Source organism: Pseudomonas sp. BE134 (assembly GCF_031456105.1).
Lineage (GTDB): Bacteria > Pseudomonadota > Gammaproteobacteria > Pseudomonadales > Pseudomonadaceae > Aquipseudomonas.
In genome coordinates this window covers 265,242-286,351 of sequence record NZ_JAVDUA010000003.1, presented here as the reverse complement: position 1 = coordinate 286,351, position 21,110 = coordinate 265,242, and the positions used below count along the sequence as shown (strand labels likewise).

The window sequence follows — 21,110 nt, the reverse complement described above, 5'->3', positions numbered from 1 at the left end:
TGGCCCTTGGGGGGGGATTTCCCCCCGTTGGTCGGGGGCGGGGGGGGGTTTTTGTCCAAAAACGGGGGGGGGGTTTTTCATTTTAAACCCGGGTTTTTTTAAACCCAAACCACGCCCCCAATTCTTCGTCTTGTTTTGATCGGTCTCTATGTCAACCCTGCGCACCTTTTTCATCATGGCCCTGCTGGGCCTGAGCCTCTCCATTGGCACGCTGCAAGCGGCCGAGCCGCCGTCCAGCGAAGCCGTACAGGCAAGCCTGGACAAGATCGCCGACCGCAAACTGCCAGAAGCCGATCAGAAAGCCCTGCAAGCCGTTCTGCAAAACACGCTGACCCAGCTCAACAACCAGCGTGACTACGAGCAGAAACTGGCCGATGTCAAACAGCAACTGGCCGCCGCGCCAAAACAAATTATCGAGAATCAGCGTGAACTGGCGCGCCTGAAGGGCACCAAAACGCAGCCGGTGACCCAACGCTACGCCAACCTGTCGATCCCGCAACTCGAGCAAATGCTCACCGAGCGCTCGACCCAGCAAAGCGACCTGCAAAGGGCCTTGACCGACGCCAACACCCTGGTGATCACTGCTCAGACCCGCCCCGAGCGTGCCCAGGCCGAAATTTCGGCCAGCCAGACGCGCATTCAACAAATCAACAACATCCTCAAGACCGGCAAAGATGCCGGCAAAACCTTGAACGGCGAACAGCGCGATTTGCTCAATGCCGAACTCGCCGCCCTGAACGCATTGATTCCCCTGCGTCGCCAGGAATTGGCCGGCAACAATCAGCTGCAGGATCTAGGCAACAGCCAGCACGATTTGCTCTCGGAAAAATCCGATCGCCTGGATCAGGAAATCCAGGAGCTGCAAACCCTGATCAACCAGAAGCGCCTGGCCCAGTCCCAAGAGACGGTGACCCAGCAATCCATCGAGGCGCAGAAATCCGGCAGCAGCAGCCTGTTGGCCACCGAAAGTGCAGCCAACCTGAAGCTTTCCGACTACTTGCTCAAAAGCACGGACCGCCTCAACGAAGTCACTCAGCAAAACCTGCTGACCAAGCAGCAACTGGACAACGTCACCCAGAGCGATTCGGCGCTGGACGAGCAAATCAACGTGCTCAAGGGCAGCTTGTTGCTCTCCAAGATTCTCTATAAACAGAAACAGTCCCTGCCGCGTTTAAGGCTGGACCGCAACCTGGCGGACCAGATCGCCGACATTCGTCTGTATCAGTTTGACGTCAACCAACAACGCGAACTGCTGAGCAACCCGGCCAGCTACGTTGACAACCTGTTGTCGACTCAACCACCGGAACAAGTCACCCCGCAACTGCGCAAGAGCCTGCTGGAACTGGCCACGACCCGCGCCGACCTGCTGGAGCGGCTGAATCGCGAATTGAGCGCCGTGCTCAACGAATCCATCACCCTGCAACTCAATCAGAAACAACTGCTGAGCACCGCGCAAAGCCTGCGCGCGACCCTCGACGAACAAATGTTCTGGATTCCCAGCAATAAGCCGCTGGACATGGAATGGATACGCGCGGTACCGGAACGCTTGCAGCGCCAGATCACGACCTTGCCGTGGTTCTCCAGCCTGAGTGAGTTGAGCGACGGTCTGATTCAACGGCCCCTGTTGTTTCTGCCGTTGGTGCTGCTGATTGGTGTTTTGTTGTGGCGACGCAAAAGCCTGTACGCCCAACTGAACAAAGTTCACAAGGATATCGGCCACTTCAAGCGCGACAGCCAGTGGCATACGCCGCAGGCCATTCTGGTCAATATTTTGCTGGCGCTGCCGGTCGCGCTGGGCCTGGCCTTGTGTGGTCTCGCCTTGCAGATCGACGCCCGCGGGCAGAACGCCAACATGGGCGCCGCGTTGCTGCAAATGGCTCAGGCGTGGCTGGTGTTCTACACCGCCTACCGGATCCTCGCGCCGGGTGGCGTGGCCGAACTGCATTTCCGTTGGGAAAAACCTCAGGTCGAATTCCTGCAGGGCTGGATCCGTCGACTCGGCCTGGTGGTGATGGCGCTGGTGGCGGTGGTGGCCGTCGCCGAGCTGCAACCGGCGACCCTGGCCGATGATGTACTCGGCATGCCCGTGGTGTTGGCCTGCTACGCTTTGATGGCCTGGCTGCTCAGCCGCTTGTTGATGCGTAGCCCGACACACGAGAACGCTTCGCTATTTCGCAAATTGGTGGGGATCCTGTTTACCGCCCTGCCGATCGCATTGTTCGTGGCGGTGTGCTTCGGCTACTACTACACCGCACTCAAGCTCACCGACCGACTGATCAATACCCTTTACCTGCTGATGTTCTGGCTGGTGATCGAAGCCACTTTTGTCCGCGGGCTCAGCGTTGCGGCGCGCCGCCTGGCGTACCAGCGAGCCCTGACCAAACGTCAGGCAGCCAAAGAGGCCGGTGACGGCGACGCCGTGATCGAAGAACCGACGCTGGACATCGAAAAGGTCAACGAACAATCCCTGCGCCTGATCCGTCTGGCGCTGCTCGGCGCTTTCATGGGCGCACTGTACTGGGCCTGGTCCGATCTGATTTCGGTGTTCTCGTACCTGGACAACATCACCCTCTACGAATACACCAGCGGTACGGGCGCAACCATGAGCATGGTGCCGATCAGCATCGGCGACATGCTGGGTGCGCTGATCATCATCGGTATCACTTTCGCCCTCGCCCGCAACTTGCCAGGCCTGTTGGAAGTGTTCGTGTTGTCCAAGCTCAATCTGGCGCAGGGCAGCGCCTACGCCACGACCACGCTGCTGTCTTACGTGATTGCCGGGGTCGGTTTCGTCACGACCCTATCCACGCTCGGCGTGAGCTGGGACAAGCTGCAATGGCTGGTGGCAGCGCTCTCGGTCGGCCTGGGTTTCGGGATGCAGGAGATCTTTGCGAACTTCATCTCCGGCATCATGATTCTGTTCGAACGCCCGGTGCGGATCGGCGACACCATCACCATCGGCAACCTGTCCGGCACGGTCAGCAAGATCCGCATCCGCGCCACGACCATCACCGACTTCGACCGCAAGGACATCATTGTCCCGAACAAGACGTTCATTACCGGGCAACTGATCAACTGGTCCCTGACCGACACCATCACCCGGGTCACGCTCAAGCTCGGCGTCGACTACGGCTCGGACCTCGACCTGGTCAAAGAGCTGCTGCTCAAGGCCGCCCGGGACAACCCGCGCGTGCTCAAGGACCCGGAACCGCACGTGTACTTCCTTAATTTCGGTGAAAGCACCCTCGACCACGAGTTACGCATGCACGTGCGCGACCTTGGCGACCGAAACCCGGTGCTCGATGAGGTCAACCGCTTCATCAACCACGAGTTCAAGAAGCAGCACATCAACATCTCGTTCCGGCAGATGGAGGTCTACCTCAAGAACCTTCACGGCCAGGAATACAAATTGGTGCCGGTCGAACCGGAAAACAAAACCATCGTGCCGATGGCGGATGGTAAACCGCTGCAAGAACCGCCAGCCGCCACGCTCGACTAACCGCTCTATCCCTAGCAGAATGCTCGGACATTCTGCTGGAGATGGCCGTTGAAAGCCCTCGACGAACTGACCTTCGATAATCGTTTTGCCCGCCTGGGCGATACGTTTTCCGCCCATGTGCTGCCCGAGCCCATCGATAACCCGCGCTTGGTGGTGGCCAGTCCTGCGGCCATGAAGCTGCTGGATCTGGACCCGGCCGTAGCCCAAACCCCGGAGTTCGCCGAGCTGTTCAGCGGCCATAAGCTCTGGGCCGACGCGGTGCCACGGGCGATGGTCTATTCCGGGCATCAGTTCGGCTCCTACAACCCTCAACTGGGCGACGGCCGCGGTTTATTGCTGGGCGAGGTCTACAACGAGGCCGGAGAGCATTGGGACTTGCACCTCAAGGGTGCCGGGCAAACTCCGTTTTCGCGCATGGGCGATGGCCGTGCGGTCTTGCGCTCCTCGATCCGCGAATTCCTTGCCTCTGAGGCCCTGCATGCACTAAACATCCCGACCACCCGCGCCCTGTGCGTGATCGGCTCCGACACGCCAGTGTGGCGCGAGAAGCAGGAACGCGCGGCAATGGTCCTGCGCCTGGCACCCAGCCATGTGCGCTTCGGGCATTTCGAATATTTCTACTACACCAAACGTCCCGAGAAGCAGAAAGAACTCGGCGACCACGTGCTGGCCATGCATTTCCCCGAATGCCTGGAACAACCGGAACCGTATCTGGCGATGTTCCGTGAAATCGTCGAGCGCAACGCCGAGCTGATTGCCAAATGGCAGGCGTATGGCTTCTGCCACGGGGTGATGAACTCCGACAACATGTCGATCCTGGGCATCACCTTCGACTTCGGCCCGTTCGCCTTCCTCGACGACTTCGACGCCCACTTCATCTGCAACCACTCCGACGATCAGGGCCGGTACTCCTTCAGCAACCAGGTGCCGATCGGCCAGTGGAACCTCAGTGCCCTGGCCCAGGCTCTGACGCCATTCATCAGCGTCGAAGCCCTGCGCGAAACCCTCGGGCTGTACCTGCCGCTGTACCAGGCCCATTACCTGGACCTGATGCGCCGCCGCCTCGGTTTCACCACCGCTGAAGACGATGACCAAAAAATGCTGGAACACCTGCTGCAACTGATGCAGAACAGTGGCGTCGATTACAGCCTGTTCTTCCGTCGACTTGGGGATGAGTCGCCTGAACAGGCCGTCGCCCGCTTGCGCGATGACTTCGTCGACATCAAGGGCTTCGATGCCTGGGGCGAGCTTTACGTCGCCCGGGTGGCTCGCGAAGGCGTGGTTGATCAGCAACAGCGCCGAACGCGAATGCACGCGGTCAATCCGCTGTACATCCTGCGCAATTACCTGGCGCAAAAGGCTATCGATGCGGCTGAGAGCGGCGACTACTCAGAGGTTCGCCGGTTGCATGCGGTGTTGAGCAATCCGTTTGAGGAACAGCCGGGGATGGACACTTACGCCGAGCGGCCGCCGGAGTGGGGGAAGCATTTGGAGATTAGTTGTTCGTCTTGAGGAAGGTTATTCCAGCGGATCGATGGCACTGACGACTCGAGCAACGATGTCGGCCATCGTCACGTCATCAAGACGCTCGATAAACTTGGCAGAGCCGTCACGGACGCGCTGTTCAATATCAAAACTGCGTACCTGATTACACACCGCGACACCCGTCGTGTCATGACCGGAAACGACAACCGCAAGTCCCGAGTTTCGACTGAAGTTGCCGCCACTGGTGACAGGGACGGTCATGCTGACACCCAATGCATTGATCTCCCTTGGTGTAATCACCACGAAGCGGTGCCGATTCATCATTTCTCGCCCCGCAACCGGATTTGGGTCAACCCAATAGACGTCGCCTCGCTGCGGGGCTTGTCGACGGACCATTAACCTAACTCCCGACCAACTGGATTACCTTCACGTGCAGACGCTGTTTGCGCATTCAGTTCAGCCATTTCTTCGGAACCTTCAAGCAACTCGGTCAAGCTGTAGCGTTTACGAGGAGTCGGTGCAACGGGGCGAGCAATCAACTCACCATCAACCACGTTCAGCTCCAACTGCGCCCCAACTTCCAGGTGCAGGAGCTTCAACAAGGTAGGCGGAAGCGTAATTACTGCGGCACCACCTTGACGGCGGATTTTGGAAGTCACGGACATGGGAGAACTCCTATCCGGCAAGTGGAAGATATCGATCTCTCGATTAGTGCAACAAACGTAGCACGCGAATGAAAGCAGAGCGACCTCCTCGGAAAACGACAGAGTGAATGTTGAGTGCCTCCAGCGTAGCCAACGCTCCAGGACTACAAATCTCAAAACTGTGAGCAGTTGCGACAGTAGTGAGCGTGCCTTCTTATCCTACTGACTTGATAAGTTCTGACCCCGACTCCAAATCAGCATGTCTGACTGCTCAACTTTTTGGATCTCCAATGACCACCCCACTCCTCATCCCCTGCCCCCACTGCAACGGTCTCAACCGCATCCCCGCCGAGCGCCTCAACGACCATCCAAAATGTGGTCGCTGCAAGGCCGAGGTTTTACTGAGCAAACCGTTTGAATTGAAGCAAGGCGATTACGCCAGCCAGATCAAAGGCGATCTGCCGTTGCTGGTGGATGTGTGGGCGGATTGGTGTGGGCCGTGCAAGTCTTTTGCGCCGGTGTTCGAGCAGGCGGCCGGTCAGTTGGCGGGCAAGTGCCGGTTGGCGAAACTCGACAGCGAGGCGAACCAGCAGCTGTCGGCGCAGTTGGGGATTCGCTCGATTCCGAGTCTGATTCTGTTCAAGAATGGCGGGGAAGTGGCGCGCCAGAGCGGGGCGTTTCCGCTGCCGCAGTTGATGAGCTGGTTGCGTAGTCATGGGATTTAAGCAGCGCATTACCCACTGTGGGAGCGAGCCTGCTCGCGATGGCGGGGTAACAGTCAAAATTTTAGTCGACTGACACTCCGCTATCGCGAGCAGGCTCGCTCCCACAGGTGTTCGGTGGTGTAAGCAAGAATCAGGCACTTTCCAGCAGTTTGTGCAGCTCGACGAATTGCTGGGTCAGCTTGTGCCGGGGGTCGAGGTGGATCAGTGGCGTGTTGGCCTGGTGGGATTCACGCATACGCACTGAACTGGCCAGGTACACCGGCAATACCGGCAAACCTTCGGCAATCAATTCGTCGAGAATCTGCTGGGGCAGGCTGGCGCGGGCCTGGAACTGGTTGACCACGATTCCTTCGACTTCCAGGCCTTCGTTGTGGTCTTCCTTGAGTTCTTCGATTTCCGCCAGCAAGCCGTACAAGGCCTGACGCGAAAAGCTGTCGCAGTCGAAGGGGATCAGCACACGATCGGCGGCAATCAACGCTGATACCGCATAGAAGTTCAGCGCGGGCGGTGTATCCAGGTAGATCCGGTCGTAATCTTCCCCCAGCTCCTCAAGCAATTTACGCAGCTTGTTGATCTTGTGTTTAGCCTCAAGCTTGGGCTGCAAATCAGCCAACTCGGCGGTGGCGGTGACCACGTGCAGGTTGTCGAAGGGTGTTTCGTAGATGTCGACCTGGTTTTTTTTCGAAAACGGCCCGGAGGACAGGGTTTGCTTGAAGAAATCGGCGATGCCCATCGGGATGTCACTGCCGGTGAGGCCTGTCAGGTATTGAGTGGAGTTGGCCTGGGCATCGAGATCCACCAATAAGGTGCGATAGCCCTGACTGGCGCTGACCGCCGCAAGATTGCAGGCAATACTGGATTTACCCACGCCACCTTTTTGATTAAACACCACGCGCCGCATGTCAAAACCTCTCCGTGTATCAAAGAATGACCGAGTGTAGTGTTCCAGCGCATCGCTTAGCTACCTCGGCAGAACGGACTACACGGTCAAATCCAATCTCCTCACGAAAAAACAGCAATTACCTCCATTGATTCGAGCAAAGGCCGACAGCCATGAACTTCACGGTGTGGATAATGGCTAATCGATACCTTTTGCCGAACCGGACGGTACATTTCACTGCACAAAATGTAACCAGCATTTGCTACGCACCCGTAGCACCGGGATAATGCGCGCCACTCGGCGCTACGCGTCACGTAAGGTCTGTCGCTGTCTTTGCGGCTCACCGCGTCAAAGAAGCCCTCTGGGGGCGGGATGTATGTCTGTGATCAACTTCAACATCGCCCAATGGCGCGCGTGGGCTCCCGGGCTCGAAAGCGTGGACGATTGGCAGGCATGGAGCCGACAGCCGGTCGTGCTTGCGAGCAGCGATGCCGCCCCCGACGTGTCGTTTCTGCCCGCCATGCAGCGCCGACGACTCAGCCGTTTGGCGCGGATGGCATTCAGTGTCGGCTGGCCCTTGGCCGATGGCCGCCAGGACCTACCGCTGGTCTTTATTTCCCGCCATGGCGAAACCCCACGCACCTTCGAAATCCTCAGCGATCTGGCCGCCGACCAACCGTTGTCGCCGACTCACTTCAGTCTGTCCGTCCACAACGCCGTTATCGGCCTTTGGTCGATCATGCGGGGCGAAACCAGCGAAATGACGGCCCTCGCCGCAGCCGGTGACGGGCTTGAACACGGCATGCTAGAGGCCGCGGCGTTGCTGGAAGAAGGCGCACCTGCCGTCCTGCTGATTGTCACCGAAGAACAGCCGCCCAGCGCCTACGAAACATGGATCGACGATGTACCGTTTCCCTATGCCGTCGCCCTGTTGCTGACCCCTGGCACCGACTGGCAGCTGTCCCTGAACAGCACGACGCAAAGGTTGTCCAACGCCCACTGGCCCCATGCCCTGAATTTGTTGCGTACCCTGCTCGGCCAGCAATCCACCTGCCAACATGCCTGGAAGAATCGTGTATGGACCTGGCATCGCACCCCGTGACCGGAAAAAACCGCGACGCCTATTACTGGCGTCTGCTGGCCACTGCCGCAAGCTTCACCCTGTTCGGGTTGGGCGGCCTGTGCCTGCGGCTGGTGGTTTTTCCGTTGCTCAATTGCCTGCCCGGTGATGCCCAGACCCACCGTCTGCGCGCCCGACAAACCGTCAGCCGCTGCTTCTGGCTTTTTGTCCGGTTCATGGCCCGAACCGGCGTTCTGACCTATGACATCCAGGGTGCGGAAAAGCTCGGGCGCCCCGGGCAAATGATCCTTGCCAATCACCCCTCACTGATCGATGTCGTGTTTCTGATTGGCCTGGTGCGTCACGCCAACTGCGTCGTCAAACAAAGTCTCTGGGAAAACCCCTTTACCCGCGCCCCGCTGCGCCGCACCGAATACATCAGCAACGACGGCAGCATGGACATGCTCGACGCGGCTGCCGACGCGCTGAAAAGCGGTCAAACCTTGATCATTTTCCCCGAAGGCACGCGCACTCAGCCTGGCGAGGCGCCGGCCTTTCATCGGGGGGGCGCGGCAATTGCCCTGCGCGGTGCGAAAATCCTCACGCCGGTAATCATCAAGGTCAGCCCGACGACATTGACCAAGGCCGAGCCCTGGTATCGGATCCCGAAACGCCGCGTACACTTCAGTTTCCGCGTCGGGGCCGATATAGACCCACAGACTTTCGCCGCGTGTGGCCCGCCCCCCCAGGCTTCGCGCAAGCTCAACGATTATTTGCATACATACTTTATTAAGGAGCTCGCCGAAGATGAGCGATCTGCACACGAATAGCCTGGTACTGGAAATCAAAGAACTGATCATCGATGCCCTCGGCCTCGAAGACATCAGTGCCGACGACATCGACAATGATCAGGCGCTGTTCGGCGAAGGCCTGGGTCTGGATTCGGTGGACGCTCTGGAGCTCGGCCTGGCAATCCAGAAAAAATACGGCATCAAAATCGACGCCGATGCCAAAGACACCCGCAATCACTTCACCAACGTGGCGAGCCTTGCGGCGTTCGTCACTGCAAAACAGGCAGCTTGAGACCGGACCATGCAAACTCGTGACGACATTTTCAACACCCTGCGCGATGCCTTGGTCGAACTCTTCGAGCTGGACCCGGCACGCGTCAGCCTTGAATCGAACCTGTATCAGGATCTGGAAATCGACAGTATCGACGCCGTCGACCTGATCGATCACATCAAGCGCCAGACCGGCAAGAAAATCGCCGCCGAAGAATTCAAATCGGTGCGTACTGTCAGCGACGTGGTCGAGGCGGTCTATCGCCTGGTTCAACCCGCCGCATGAGCCGACTGATCGGCCTTGGCCTGCTGCTCGCGGGCCTGTTGTACCCCTTCGCGGTGTATTTCGGCATGGAACATTTTGCTCCATGGCAGTTCGGCCTGCTGTTGGGCAGCCTGTGGCTGGCTCGGGCGTTGCTCGGTCCGCGCCGTCCCGGCAGCCAGTGGATGGCGACCAGCGCGATAGTTTTTTGCCTGTTGCTGGCGGTGTTCGACAGCCCGTTGTTACTGCGCTGGTACCCGGTGCTGATCAGCGCGTTCATGCTTGGGCTATTTGGCCTGAGCCTCAAATTCGGCCCGCCGATGGTTGAACGCCTGGCGCGCCTGCGTGAACCGCACTTGCCGGCCCGGGCCATTATTTATACGCGCCAGGTGACGATTGTCTGGTGTGTGTTTTTCATCTTTAACGGCTTGCTCGCCGCTGCCCTGACCCTGTGGGCGCCGCTGAGCTGGTGGATGTTGTACACCGGCCTTATTTCCTATGGATTGATGGGCCTGCTGTTTGCCATTGAATGGCTGATACGACAACGGGTACGAGGCCACTCATGAATTGGATAACGCTTGAGCAGCTATTGCTCAAGGCTCAGCCGGAGCGCGCCGTAACGGCCGAACCGGCAATGAATCATGCACAGCTGTGCGACCAGGCCCTGCGCCTGGCGGCTGGCTTGCAAGGCGAAGGTGTGCAGCGCATCGCCGTGCACCTTGAAGACGCCTCTGACCTGGCGATTGCCTTGCTCGGTGCCTGGCGCGCCGGCGTCAGCGTGCTGCTGCCTGCCGATCTACAACCGCAGACACGCCAGCGCTGGTCCGGCGAAGTCGATCTGTGGCTGACCGATCTTGCTGATGACAGGCATCTGAGTGATTACCGTCATCCGCCTCTTGCGGGTGCGGTACTGGATTTGGACACCTGCCAGTTGAGCCTTTGCACCTCTGGCTCCAGCGGTGACCCCAAGCGTATCGACAAAACCCTGCGCCAACTGGCCAATGAAGTTCAAGCGCTGGAGCAGCTCTGGGGCGCCGACCTGGGCGAGGCGTGCATCATCGGTAGCGTCGCCACCCAACACATCTATGGGCTGCTGTTCCGAGTGCTGTGGCCCTTGTGCGCCGGGCGAGCGTTCGTACGCAAGCAGCTGGCGTTCCCCGAGGACTTGCAGCGCGCCAGCCGTGAACACCCCGCCTTCGCCTGGGTCGCCAGCCCGGCGCTGCTCAAGCGCATGGGTGACAACCTCGACTGGCCGGCCTTGAGCACCGTACGACGGGTATTTTCCTCAGGTGGCGCGTTGCCCGCCGAGGCTGCGCTGCGCCTGCACCAACGTCTGCAACAATGGCCGACGGAAATCTTCGGCAGTTCCGAAACCGGCGGTATCGCCTGGCGTCAGGGCAGCGATCTCTGGCAGCCGTTTGCTGACGTCGAGTTGAGCCAGGACAGCGACGGCGCGCTGCTGATCAAATCTGCGTACTTGCCCGCCGGCCACCTCGAACACACCGCTGATGCCGCACGAATCGAGGCCAACGGCCGTTTCCAATTGCTGGGACGACTGGACCGGATCGTGAAACTGGAAGAGAAACGCATTTCGCTGCCCATGCTGGAAAAAGCGCTGATGGACCATGACTGGGTCGCGCAAGCGCACCTCGGTGTGGTCCAGGAGAACCGCGCCTCGCTGGGTGCGCTGCTGGTGCTGAGCGAATCGGGTTTGCATGCCTTGCGCAATCAGGGTCGACGCACGCTCACGCAAGCACTGCGTCAGCACCTGAGCCAACACTGCGAAGCCCTCGCCCTGCCACGACGCTGGCGATTGCTGCGGCAATTGCCCCTGAACGCTCAGGGCAAACTGCCTCAGGCGGATGTCGAAGCCCTGCTGCTGGCGCCCCGCGTCAAGGCACCCGAAGTGCTTGAACAGGTCGAAGTCGAGGGCGAGTGGAGCCTGCAACTGGCCATCCCACCGGACCTCGCTTATTTCAGCGGCCACTTCCCGCAAACACCGGTACTGCCCGGGGTGGTACAGGTGGAGTGGGCGCTGAGCCTCGGCCAGCAACTGATGGACCTGCCGGCCAAATTCGCCGGCATGGAAGTGCTGAAGTTCCAGCAACTGGTACGCCCGGGTGACGAAATCCAGCTACACCTGCGCTTTGACCCGGAACGCAGCAAATTGTATTTCGCCTATCGCAATGAGACCGCCACCTGCTCCAGTGGGCGGATTTTGCTGGAGGCAGCCTGTGGATAAGTTGAAGTCTCCTGTAGCAGCTGCCGAAGGCTGCGTTCGAGTGCGAAGCGCTCGCATCAACCCCACCACCTATATTCCGAGAAACCGCATATACCGGTTTAACACCGCTTCGCGCCCGGACGCAGGCTTCGCCAGCTGCTACAAGGGTGAGGTGTGACTCGGCATGCATAACCCCTGCGCAATCATCCCGGTCTACAACCACGAAACCGCCATCACCACGGTGGTCGATGCGCTGATCGCCAGTGGCCTGCCGTGCATTCTGGTGGACGATGCCAGCGATCCACCCTGTGCCAGAGTGCTCGACCAACTGGCCCGGCGCGAAAGGGTCAACCTGATCCGCCTCGCCACCAACCAGGGCAAGGGCGGTGCCGTGATGACCGGCCTGCGCGAAGCTTCACGCCTGGGTTTCAGCCACGCGTTGCAAGTGGACGCCGACGGTCAGCACGACCTTCAAGACGTGCCGCTGTTCATTGAACAATCACGCGCCCACCCGGATTCGATGATCTGTGGTTACCCGCAATTCGACGCCAGTGTGCCTAAAGGTCGCCTGTACGCCCGCTACCTGACGCACGTGATGGTCTGGATCAACACGCTGTCCTTGCAGATTCGCGACTCCATGTGCGGCTTTCGCGTCTACCCATTGCCACCCACCCTCGCGCTGATCGATTCGGCGAAAATCGGCAAGCGCATGGACTTCGATTCGGACATCCTCGTGCGCCTGGCCTGGCGTAACCAGGCGATGCAATGGTTGCCGACCCGGGTTCATTACCCGCTCGATGGCGTCTCGCACTTTCGCCTGCTTCACGACAATGTACTGATATCCAGCATGCATACACGGCTGTTTTTCGGCATGTTGTTGCGGGCACCGGTGATCCTCTGGCGACGGTGGCGAGCATGAGCAGTGACGTAGACAGAAAGCACTGGGCCGACCGCCAGGAGCGGGGCAGTTTCTGGCTGATGAAGCTCACTGCGTTCGGCGCCAAAGTATTGGGGCGGCGACTGTTGAGCCCGCTGCTGTACGGCATCGTCCTGTACTTTTTCCTGTTCGGGCGCAGCGCTCGCCAAGCCGCCTGGCAATACCAGCAACGTCTAGCCGACTGGAGCGCTCGCCCTGAGTTGCGCCCGACCCATTGGCGCGTGTTCGGCCAATTCATGGCGTTCGCCGACTCCATGCTCGACAAGCTCGACGTGTGGAACGGCAAGCTGAGCATCGACCAGATTGAAATCATCGACCCGGCGCTGCTGCGCAATCAACTGCGTGGCAGCCGCGGACAGATGCTCGTGGGCGCGCATCTGGGCAATCTTGAGGTCTGCCGCGCACTGGCGGAAATCGGCGAAAAAGTCACGATGAACGTGCTGGTCCATACCAAGCACGCCGAGCAGTTCAACCGCTTGCTGGGGGAAGCCGGCGCGACCAATCTGCGGCTGATCCAGGTCAGCGAGCTGGACCCGGTCATCATGCTGCAATTGCATGAGCGCCTTGAGCGCGGCGAATGGCTGGCGATTGCCGGCGACCGCGTACCGCTGCACGGCGGACGCAGCGTCACCGTGGATTTTCTCGGTCATCCGGCTGCGTTCCCTCAAGGGCCGTGGTTGCTGGCCGGTTTGCTGAAATGCCCGGTCAATCTGTTGATGTGCCTGAAGAAACCGACGGGGCAATATCGCGTGACCCTCGAACCGTTTGCCGAGGCCGTCGTGTGGAAACGCAGCGACCGCGAACAGGTCATTCATCAGTGGGCGGCCCGCTACGCCGAGCGCCTGGGTCACTATTGCCTGGAAGCGCCCCAACAATGGTTCAACTTTTACCCTTTCTGGAAGACCGATGACGACGCCAACGCATGAGCCGGTAACCTTCGGCGAACTCCCATTGCGCATTGAAGACGTACTGGCCTTGGCCAACCGTCAGGTGCCGACGCAGTTGCAGGGCGATTCCGCGTACCGCGAGCGTATTGCCAAGGGCGCGCGATTCCTCGACTCCTTGCTGGACAAGGAAGGCGTAATTTATGGCGTGACCACCGGTTATGGCGACTCCTGCGTGGTCGCGGTGCCGCTGCATCACGTCGAGGCGTTGCCTCGTCATCTGTACACCTTCCACGGCTGCGGCCTGGGCAAATTGCTCGATGAACAGGCCACTCGCGCGGTACTCGCCGCGCGCTTGCAGTCGTTGTGTCATGGCGTGTCCGGAGTGCGCGTGGAGCTGCTGGAGCGCCTGCAAGCGTTCCTCGAACACGACATCCTGCCGCTGATCCCGGAAGAAGGCTCGGTGGGTGCCAGCGGTGATCTGACGCCGTTGTCCTACGTTGCCGCGACGCTGTCCGGCGAGCGTGAAGTGATGTTCCGTGGCGAGCGCCGACACGCTGCCGACGTCCACCGTGAACTCGGCTGGCAGCCGCTGGTGTTGCGCCCGAAAGAAGCGCTCGCCTTGATGAACGGTACAGCGGTGATGACCGGTCTTGCCTGCCTGGCCTTCGCCCGCGCCGATTACCTGCTGCAACTGGCCACGCGCATCACGGCGCTGAACGTGGTGGCTTTGCAGGGCAATCCTGAACACTTCGACGAACGCTTGTTCGCCGCCAAACCACACCCAGGGCAGATGCAAGTCGCCGCATGGCTGCGCAAGGATCTGGCAATCGACGCGCCGACCGCGCCTCTGCACCGTCTGCAGGATCGCTATTCCTTGCGTTGCGCCCCCCACGTTCTCGGTGTGTTGGCCGACAGCCTCAATTGGCTGCGTTCGTTCATCGAGATTGAACTCAACAGCGCCAACGACAATCCGATCATCGACGCCGAAGCTGAACGCGTGCTGCACGGCGGGCACTTCTACGGCGGCCACATCGCATTCGCCATGGACAGCCTGAAGAACCTGGTGGCCAACGTCGCCGACCTGCTGGACCGTCAACTCGCCCTGCTGGTGGACGAGCGTTACAACCATGGCTTGCCGAGCAATTTGTCCGGCGCCAGCGCTGACCGGGCGATGCTCAACCACGGCTTCAAAGCCGTGCAGATCGGCACCAGTGCCTGGACCGCCGAAGCACTGAAAAACACCATGCCGGCCAGCGTGTTCTCGCGTTCCACCGAGTGCCACAATCAGGACAAAGTGAGCATGGGCACCATCGCCGCCCGCGATGCGATTCGCGTGCTGGAACTGACCGAACAGGTCGCCGCCGCGACCCTGCTGGCCGCCAACCAAGGCGTATGGCTGCGCAGCAAGGCCGAGGATGCACGGCCATTGCCGCCGGCCCTGGCCGCCATGCACAAAGAGCTGGCCAGGGATTTCCCGCCAGTCATCGAAGACCGCGCTCTGGAAGGCGAATTGCGCCTGTGCCTGAAACGAATTGCCGAGCAACACTGGAGGCTGCATGCGTAGCAAGGGAGTGCTTCACACCGATACGGAAATCCTCGTGCCGTTCTTTGACGTCGACACCATGCACGTGGTCTGGCACGGCCATTACGTGAAGTATCTGGAAATCGCCCGCTGTGCGCTGCTGGACAAGATCGGCCACAACTACATGGCGATGTCCGAGTCGGGTTACGCCTGGCCGGTGATCGACTTGCAACTGCGGTACGTACGCGGCGCGGTGTTCGGCCAGAAATTGAACGTGCGGGCGAATCTGGTGGAGTGGGAGAACCGGTTGAAGATCAACTACCTGATCAGTGACCTGGAAACCGGCGAACGCCTCACTCGAGCCAGCTCCGTACAGGTCGCCGTCGACATGACCAGCCGCGAAATGCAGCTGGCCTCACCGAAGGTCTTTACCGACGCCGTCGAAAGGACGCTCGCATGAACCCGCTCACAATCCTCTGTAGCAGCTGGCGAAGCCTGCGTCGGCCGGTCCGCGCTCGGGCGCAGCAGACGCCCGGCGTTTCGTCTGATGCACCGCATGCTCAGGTTTTACGACGGCTTCGCCGCCGGACGCAGCCTCGCGGGCTCGGCAGCTGCTACCTGTTGGTGGTGGCTTTGGGGTTTTCTTCGTTGGCACAGGCTTTCGATCTGCAACAACTGAGCGATCAACTGGCCAAACCGGAAGTGATCCATGGCAACTTCGTCCAGGAAAAACACCTGCGCGCCCTGCCCCAGCCGCTGACCAGCAAGGGCACGTTCGTGCTCGCGAAAAATCACGGCCTGCTGTGGCTGCTGAGAACTCCGTTGCACCAAGATTACCGAATTACCGCCAAAGGCATCGCCCGACGTGATGCCAATGGCTGGCAGACGCTACCGAACAAAAGTGCAGGCGCCGAGCAGAACCGCCTGTTCCTCGCCGTTCTGCAAGGCGACAGCAGCGGTTTGCAGCGTGACTTCGAGCTCTCCTTGAGTGGTGATGCACAGAACTGGAAACTGAAGCTGATTCCGCATTCGCTGTTGCTCAAGCAGGTATTCACCCAGATCAACATCACCGGTGGCGAACTGGTGAGCACCATCGAGTTGCTGGAAACCCAAGGCGATAGCACGCTTTTACGCATGCAGGACAGCACCAGCGCCCAACCGTTGAGCACTGCGGAGCAACATGACTTTGCCGAGTGAACGCAGGCTGCCATGGCTGTTCCTGATCCTGCTGCTGGCAGTGATCGCGCTCGCCGGTTGGCAATGGCGCCATGGCGCACCGCTGTCAGCCAACCTGATGGAACTGGTGCCGGGCACGGCACCGGACGCGCTGGAACTGCGCGCCGAACAACGCATGCAAGAACCGCTGAACCGCGAAATGCTGGTGCTGGTCGGCCACAAGGATCGCGAGCCAGCCATCGCCATGGCGCAGAAACTCGGCGAACAATGGCAGGCCAGCGGTTTGTTCGAAAAGGTCCAGTGGACCCTGCAAGCGGACTTGCCTGCATTGCGCAAACAACTGCTGCAAGGCCGAGTGGCGATGTTGTCCGAGGCGGATCGCCAGCAACTGATCCAACACCCCGACGCCTTCATCCAGCAGCGGGTAGAGGCACTGTTCGACCCGTTTACCGGGTTCAGCCTGGTGCCGAGCCAGGATGACTGGCTGGGCCTGACCGGGCGCATCCAGAACAGCCAGCCACAACGCGGCACCGTACAACTGGACATCGGGAGCGGTGCGTTGATCGCCGATGCCGACGGCAAGAGCTGGGTGCTGCTGCGAGCAAAAACCACCGGCAATGCGTTTGACATGAGCCTGCCGCTGCAAGTGGCCGACCTGCTTGAACAAAGCCGTGAACAAGCGACTCAGTCTGACGTACAACTGCTCGCTGCCAGCGGATTACTCTACGCCGCCAGCGGTCAGCAACAAGCCTCCCGCGAGATGACGTGGGTCGGTGGCGGCGCCACGCTGGGCATTCTGGCCTTGCTGTTGCTGGTCTTTCGGCGCTGGCGGGTTTTGCTCGCGTTCGTTCCGGTACTGGTGGGTATGCTGTTTGGCGCGGTGGCCTGCGTGGCGCTGTTCGGCCATATGCATGTGATGACGCTCGTGCTCGGCTCCAGCCTGATCGGCGTGGCCGTCGACTATCCGCTGCATTACCTGTCGAAAAGCTGGAGCCTGAAACCCTGGCACAGCTGGCCGGCATTGCGGCTGACACTGCCGGGCCTGACGTTGAGCCTGATCACCAGTTGCATCGGTTACCTGGCACTGGCGTGGACACCGTTCCCGGCCCTGACACAAATCGCCGTGTTCTCCGCCGCCGGTTTGCTCGGTGCGTATCTGTCCGCCGTCTGCCTGCTGCCGGCATTGCTCAAGGGTGTGGATATCCGTCCGGCGCAATGGCCGCTGCGCGTCTGTGAATCGTTGCTGAGTCTGCGTGAGGCAGTGCTCAAACATTTCAATACGCCGGTATTGCTGGCACTGCTGATTGCCTTCTGCGTGGGCGGCCTGCTGCAACTCGAAAGCAAAAACGATATTCGCCAGTGGATCGGTGCACCGCAGCAACTGACAGACGAAGCCCGGACGATTGCGAACATCACCGGCTTTCAACCGACCAGCCAGTTTTTCCTGGTGCGCGGCGCGAATCAGCCGGAGTTGCTGCAGCGTCAGACCGCGTTGAGCGAGCGCCTGGATCAATTGGTCAATCTGGACAAACTTCAGGGTTATCTGTCGCTCAATCAACTGGTCAGCCAGCCGAGTGACCAGCAACAAGTGCGTGAAGGGTTGAGCAAGCTGCCGCAGTTCTGGCAACCGCTGCTCGACGTCGGCGTACCGACAGAAGCGTTGCACGCAGAGTTGACGCAGTTGCAGGCATTGCCCGCTGAAGATATCGACACCGCGCTGATCGGCCCACTGGCTGAACCCTTTCGCCCACTGTGGCTGGGGCCGACCGATGACGGTGACGTAGCAGCGATAGTCAGCCTGCAAGGCCTGAACGACCCTGCCCTGTTACACGTTCAGGCGTTGGATTTGCCAGGCGTTGAACTGGTCGACCGGCTCGGTGAATTGAACAGCGTTTTCGCCGCAACACAGATCAGCGCAGCGGAACTCAAACTGGCCTCCTGCGCGTTGATCGTACTGGTGTTGATGCTGCCATTCGGTCTCGGTGGCGCGCTGCGCATCGTCGCCCTGCCATTGCTCGCCGCGCTGTGCAGCCTGGCCAGTCTCGGCTGGCTGGGGCAGCCACTGACGCTGTTCAGCCTGTTTGGCTTGCTGCTGGTGACGGCGATCAGCGTCGATTACGCGATCCTCATGCGCGAACAGGTCGGCGGCGCGGCCGTGAGCCTGCTGGGCACCTTGCTGGCGGCGCTGACCACCTGGCTGTCGTTCGGTCTGCTCGCGGTGTCCAGCACACCGGCCGTGAGCAATTTTGGACTGTCGGTGAGTCTGGGCCTGGCCTTCAGTTTCATCCTGGCGCCGTGGGCGGGACGACATATCCACAGTGTTCCGGTCGCGGAGTCGGCAACATGATGATCACCCTGTTCTGGCTGATGGCCCTCGCATTGTTCGCCGTGGCCACCCGAGTCGGCCGTCATTTCGGTCTGATCCCCATCGTCAGCCAACTGTTGTTGGCAACCTTCGGCCTGCCGCTGTTGATGTACTTCTGGATCGAGCCCGGTTGGCAGCTCAGCGGCGCTGAACTGATCTCGCCGACCTGGCTGAAAAATCTCTACAGCCTGAGTTTTGCCCTGCTGCTGGGGCACATTCTCAGCGACGTGATCGACCTGCGGCTGGATCGTCAGAGCCTGAAAATCGCCCTGCCGAGTTTTTGCATTCCGTTCGCGGGCGGGCTGGCGACGGCGGTCTGGTTGCTCCCCCCACAGCCGTGGATCAGTTCATTGGCAGTGGGTCTGGTATTCGCCATCACCGCGATCCCGGTGTTGTATTTGTACCTGCGGCACATCAATTACCCGCCCGATGCCACCCGGCGCCTGGTGCAGACCGCGATCCTCATCGACCTGGCGTGCTGGACGCTGTTCGGACTCGCTCAGGGCAGCCTGCACGTAAGCAGCCTGCTGCTGCCATTGGCCGGTGCTTGTCTGCCGGTGCTGCTGCGTCTGCTCGGTTTGCGTCAGGCGTTGCTGCACAGCGGCTGCTTCTTTGCACTGCTGGTGATCGCCGAGCACTTCAAGCTCAATGCGCTGATTTTCGGCATCGGCTATCTGCTGTGCATGGCGGCGTTGAAAGTGCCGTTGGTATGGCCAATCCCCGCCGTGTGGATGAGCCGTTTGCAAACCTGGATCGCCATTCCGCTGATCCTCACGTTCGGCATCGTACAGATCAACGTCCACGCCGCCATCACCAGCCTGAGCTGGCTACAACTGGGCGCCCTGCTGCTGTTGCCGATTGCCAGCAAATTGCTGGGCAACTGGTTGGGTCTCGGCTGGGCCGGTGCCTCCTTTGAAGGCGCCAACCGCTGGCGGGAAAGCCTGCTGCTGAATATTCGTGGCTTGAGTGAGATCGTTTTTCTCAACCTGCTGCTGCAACTCCAGCTCATCAGCCCGGCGTTGTACTTTGCGCTGATGGTGATGGGCTTGATCGCGACCTTACTGCCGGCACTGGCCGGCATGCACACTCCCCCTTTGAACATCGCCGCCCCGGCAAGGAGCCCTCGTGCCAACAGTTGAAATGCAACGGCGACAAGTCGTCGTCATCGGCGCGGGTCCCTCGGGTTCCATCGCTGCCGCGCTGCTTAAACGCAACGGTCACGATGTGCTGATAATCGAGCGCCAGCACTTCCCACGCTTTTCCATCGGCGAAAGCCTGTTGTCGCATTGCCTGGATTTCGTCGAAGAAGCCGGCATGCTCGATGCCGTGAATGCTGCCGGTTTCCAGCTCAAGAACGGCGCCGCATTCGCCTGGGGTGAGCAGTACAGCGCCTTTGATTTCGGCGACACCTTCAGCCACGGCAAGCCGACCACTTTCCAGGTACAGCGCGCCGATTTCGACAAGTTACTGGCCGATCAGGCCGCGCTGCAAGGCGTGGAGGTTCGTTACGGCGAAGCCATCGTCAGCGTCGATTTCGACTTGCCGAAACCGCAACTCGACGTGCTGCGCGAAGACGGCAGCCAGTACCGCGTCGAAGCGGATTTCGTGTTGGATGCCAGCGGCTACGGTCGTGTGTTGCCGCGTTTGCTGGACCTTGAAGCGCCCTCGAACTTTCCGGTGCGCCAAGCCGTGTTTACCCACATCGAAGACCACATCGACAGTCCGGCTTTCGAACGGGAAAAAATTCTCATCACCACCCATCCGATCCACCGCGACATCTGGTTCTGGACAATCCCGTTCAGCAACGGTCGTTGCTCGGTGGGCGTAGTCGCGGCCGCCGAACATTTCGAAGGCCGCATGGAAAATCTGGACGAATGCCTGCGCGGCTTCATCACTGAAACCCCAAGCCTGGCTGGGGTCCTGAAAAACGCCGTGTGGGACACTCCCGCACGGACCATCGGCGGCTACTCGGCCAACGTCAAAACCTTGCACGGTCCGGGCTTTGCGCTGCTCGGCAACGCCGCAGAATTCCTCGACCCGGTGTTCTCCTCCGGCGTGACCATCGCCATGCGTTCGGCGAGCATGGCCGCTGGCGTGTTGCATCGCCAACTGCAAGGGGAAAGCGTCGACTGGCAGACCGAGTTCGCCGAACCGCTCAAACGTGGCGTCGACACCTTCCGTTGCTACGTCGAAGGCTGGTACGCCGGGACTTTCCAGGATGTGATCTACCATCCAGGCGGCTCACCGGACATCCGCCGCATGATCAGTGCGATTCTCGCCGGTTATGCCTGGGACGAGCGCAACCCGTTCGTCAGTGAACCCAAGCGCCGGCTACGGATGTTGTCAGAACTCTGCGCTAGAGATGTCACATGAATGACAGAACCGC

The 21,110-nt window shown here is 60.2% G+C and carries 20 protein-coding genes; 17 read left to right on the top strand and 3 right to left on the bottom strand.

What is annotated here, in order from left to right:
• Positions 1 to 148: 148 nt before the first annotated feature.
• Both mscK and selO read left to right on the top strand, forming a co-directional pair.
• The gene (gene mscK, locus J2Y56_RS04875) at positions 149 to 3,499 is read left to right on the top strand and encodes a mechanosensitive channel MscK (RefSeq protein WP_310348965.1); all 3,351 of its coding nucleotides are present in this window, start codon (positions 149 to 151) and stop codon (positions 3,497 to 3,499) included.
• Positions 3,500 to 3,547: 48 nt separating this feature from the next.
• Positions 3,548 to 5,011 (top strand): protein adenylyltransferase SelO, encoded by a 1,464-nt coding sequence (selO, locus tag J2Y56_RS04870; protein ID WP_310348962.1) that lies wholly within the window; start codon positions 3,548 to 3,550, stop codon positions 5,009 to 5,011.
• A 6-nt stretch (positions 5,012 to 5,017) separates the two neighbouring features.
• Here the strand turns inward: selO and J2Y56_RS04865 are convergent, their stop codons facing one another.
• Positions 5,018 to 5,380, bottom strand: coding sequence for a type II toxin-antitoxin system PemK/MazF family toxin (locus tag J2Y56_RS04865; protein WP_310348959.1), 363 nt, complete (start codon positions 5,378 to 5,380; stop codon positions 5,018 to 5,020).
• Positions 5,380 to 5,649, bottom strand: a complete 270-nt coding sequence (locus J2Y56_RS04860) for an AbrB/MazE/SpoVT family DNA-binding domain-containing protein (RefSeq protein WP_007947129.1) — start codon at positions 5,647 to 5,649, stop codon at positions 5,380 to 5,382. The genes J2Y56_RS04865 and J2Y56_RS04860 overlap by 1 nt, the downstream gene beginning before the upstream one ends.
• A 269-nt stretch (positions 5,650 to 5,918) precedes the next feature.
• On the opposite strand from J2Y56_RS04860, the gene trxC reads away from it, so the two are divergent.
• The gene (gene trxC / locus J2Y56_RS04855) at positions 5,919 to 6,353 is read left to right on the top strand and encodes a thioredoxin TrxC (protein ID WP_310348956.1); all 435 of its coding nucleotides are present in this window, start codon (positions 5,919 to 5,921) and stop codon (positions 6,351 to 6,353) included.
• Between the two features lie 130 nt (positions 6,354 to 6,483).
• On the opposite strand, the gene J2Y56_RS04850 is transcribed toward trxC, so the two are convergent.
• Positions 6,484 to 7,254: a ParA family protein gene (locus J2Y56_RS04850; RefSeq protein ID WP_007947131.1), complete on the bottom strand. Its 771-nt coding sequence runs from the start codon at positions 7,252 to 7,254 to the stop codon at positions 6,484 to 6,486.
• Between the two features lie 355 nt (positions 7,255 to 7,609).
• Here J2Y56_RS04850 and J2Y56_RS04845 point away from each other — a divergent pair, with 355 nt between their 5' ends.
• From J2Y56_RS04845 to J2Y56_RS04780, 14 genes are all read left to right on the top strand, one after another.
• A complete protein-coding gene (locus J2Y56_RS04845; protein WP_310348953.1) occupies positions 7,610 to 8,335 on the top strand; it encodes a beta-ketoacyl synthase chain length factor in 726 nt (241 codons plus the stop codon).
• Complete coding sequence (locus J2Y56_RS04840) at positions 8,311 to 9,123, top strand: 1-acyl-sn-glycerol-3-phosphate acyltransferase (protein WP_150778957.1); 813 nt, start codon at positions 8,311 to 8,313, stop codon at positions 9,121 to 9,123. Before J2Y56_RS04845 ends, J2Y56_RS04840 begins: the two co-directional genes overlap by 25 nt.
• Positions 9,101 to 9,376, top strand: coding sequence for a phosphopantetheine-binding protein (locus J2Y56_RS04835; protein ID WP_007947134.1), 276 nt, complete (start codon positions 9,101 to 9,103; stop codon positions 9,374 to 9,376). The genes J2Y56_RS04840 and J2Y56_RS04835 overlap by 23 nt, the downstream gene beginning before the upstream one ends.
• Positions 9,377 to 9,385: 9 nt before the next feature.
• Positions 9,386 to 9,640, top strand: a complete 255-nt coding sequence (locus J2Y56_RS04830) for an acyl carrier protein (protein ID WP_007947135.1) — start codon at positions 9,386 to 9,388, stop codon at positions 9,638 to 9,640.
• Positions 9,637 to 10,182, top strand: coding sequence for a hypothetical protein (locus J2Y56_RS04825; RefSeq protein WP_310348947.1), 546 nt, complete (start codon positions 9,637 to 9,639; stop codon positions 10,180 to 10,182). Before J2Y56_RS04830 ends, J2Y56_RS04825 begins: the two co-directional genes overlap by 4 nt.
• Positions 10,179 to 11,858: an AMP-binding protein gene (locus tag J2Y56_RS04820; RefSeq protein WP_310348944.1), complete on the top strand. Its 1,680-nt coding sequence runs from the start codon at positions 10,179 to 10,181 to the stop codon at positions 11,856 to 11,858. The genes J2Y56_RS04825 and J2Y56_RS04820 overlap by 4 nt, the downstream gene beginning before the upstream one ends.
• A gap of 163 nt (positions 11,859 to 12,021) precedes the next feature.
• Entirely contained in the window at positions 12,022 to 12,756 is a 735-nt protein-coding gene (locus J2Y56_RS04815; protein WP_007947138.1) for a glycosyltransferase family 2 protein, read from the top strand.
• Positions 12,753 to 13,700, top strand: coding sequence for a glycosyl transferase (locus J2Y56_RS04810; RefSeq protein WP_007947139.1), 948 nt, complete (start codon positions 12,753 to 12,755; stop codon positions 13,698 to 13,700). The genes J2Y56_RS04815 and J2Y56_RS04810 overlap by 4 nt, the downstream gene beginning before the upstream one ends.
• Entirely contained in the window at positions 13,681 to 15,225 is a 1,545-nt protein-coding gene (gene hutH, locus J2Y56_RS04805) for a histidine ammonia-lyase (RefSeq protein WP_007947140.1), read from the top strand. Before J2Y56_RS04810 ends, hutH begins: the two co-directional genes overlap by 20 nt.
• Positions 15,218 to 15,643 carry an acyl-CoA thioesterase gene (locus J2Y56_RS04800; protein ID WP_310335941.1) on the top strand — a complete coding sequence of 142 codons (426 nt, stop codon included), beginning with the start codon at positions 15,218 to 15,220 and terminating at the stop codon, positions 15,641 to 15,643. The genes hutH and J2Y56_RS04800 overlap by 8 nt, the downstream gene beginning before the upstream one ends.
• A complete protein-coding gene (locus tag J2Y56_RS04795; protein ID WP_310348942.1) occupies positions 15,640 to 16,380 on the top strand; it encodes an outer membrane lipoprotein carrier protein LolA in 741 nt (246 codons plus the stop codon). Before J2Y56_RS04800 ends, J2Y56_RS04795 begins: the two co-directional genes overlap by 4 nt.
• Positions 16,364 to 18,706, top strand: a complete 2,343-nt coding sequence (locus J2Y56_RS04790) for an MMPL family transporter (protein ID WP_310348940.1) — start codon at positions 16,364 to 16,366, stop codon at positions 18,704 to 18,706. Before J2Y56_RS04795 ends, J2Y56_RS04790 begins: the two co-directional genes overlap by 17 nt.
• Complete coding sequence (locus tag J2Y56_RS04785; protein ID WP_007942248.1) at positions 18,703 to 19,863, top strand: hypothetical protein; 1,161 nt, start codon at positions 18,703 to 18,705, stop codon at positions 19,861 to 19,863. The genes J2Y56_RS04790 and J2Y56_RS04785 overlap by 4 nt, the downstream gene beginning before the upstream one ends.
• Positions 19,850 to 21,097 (top strand): NAD(P)/FAD-dependent oxidoreductase, encoded by a 1,248-nt coding sequence (locus tag J2Y56_RS04780; protein WP_007942246.1) that lies wholly within the window; start codon positions 19,850 to 19,852, stop codon positions 21,095 to 21,097. Before J2Y56_RS04785 ends, J2Y56_RS04780 begins: the two co-directional genes overlap by 14 nt.
• Positions 21,098 to 21,110 lie beyond the last annotated feature (13 nt).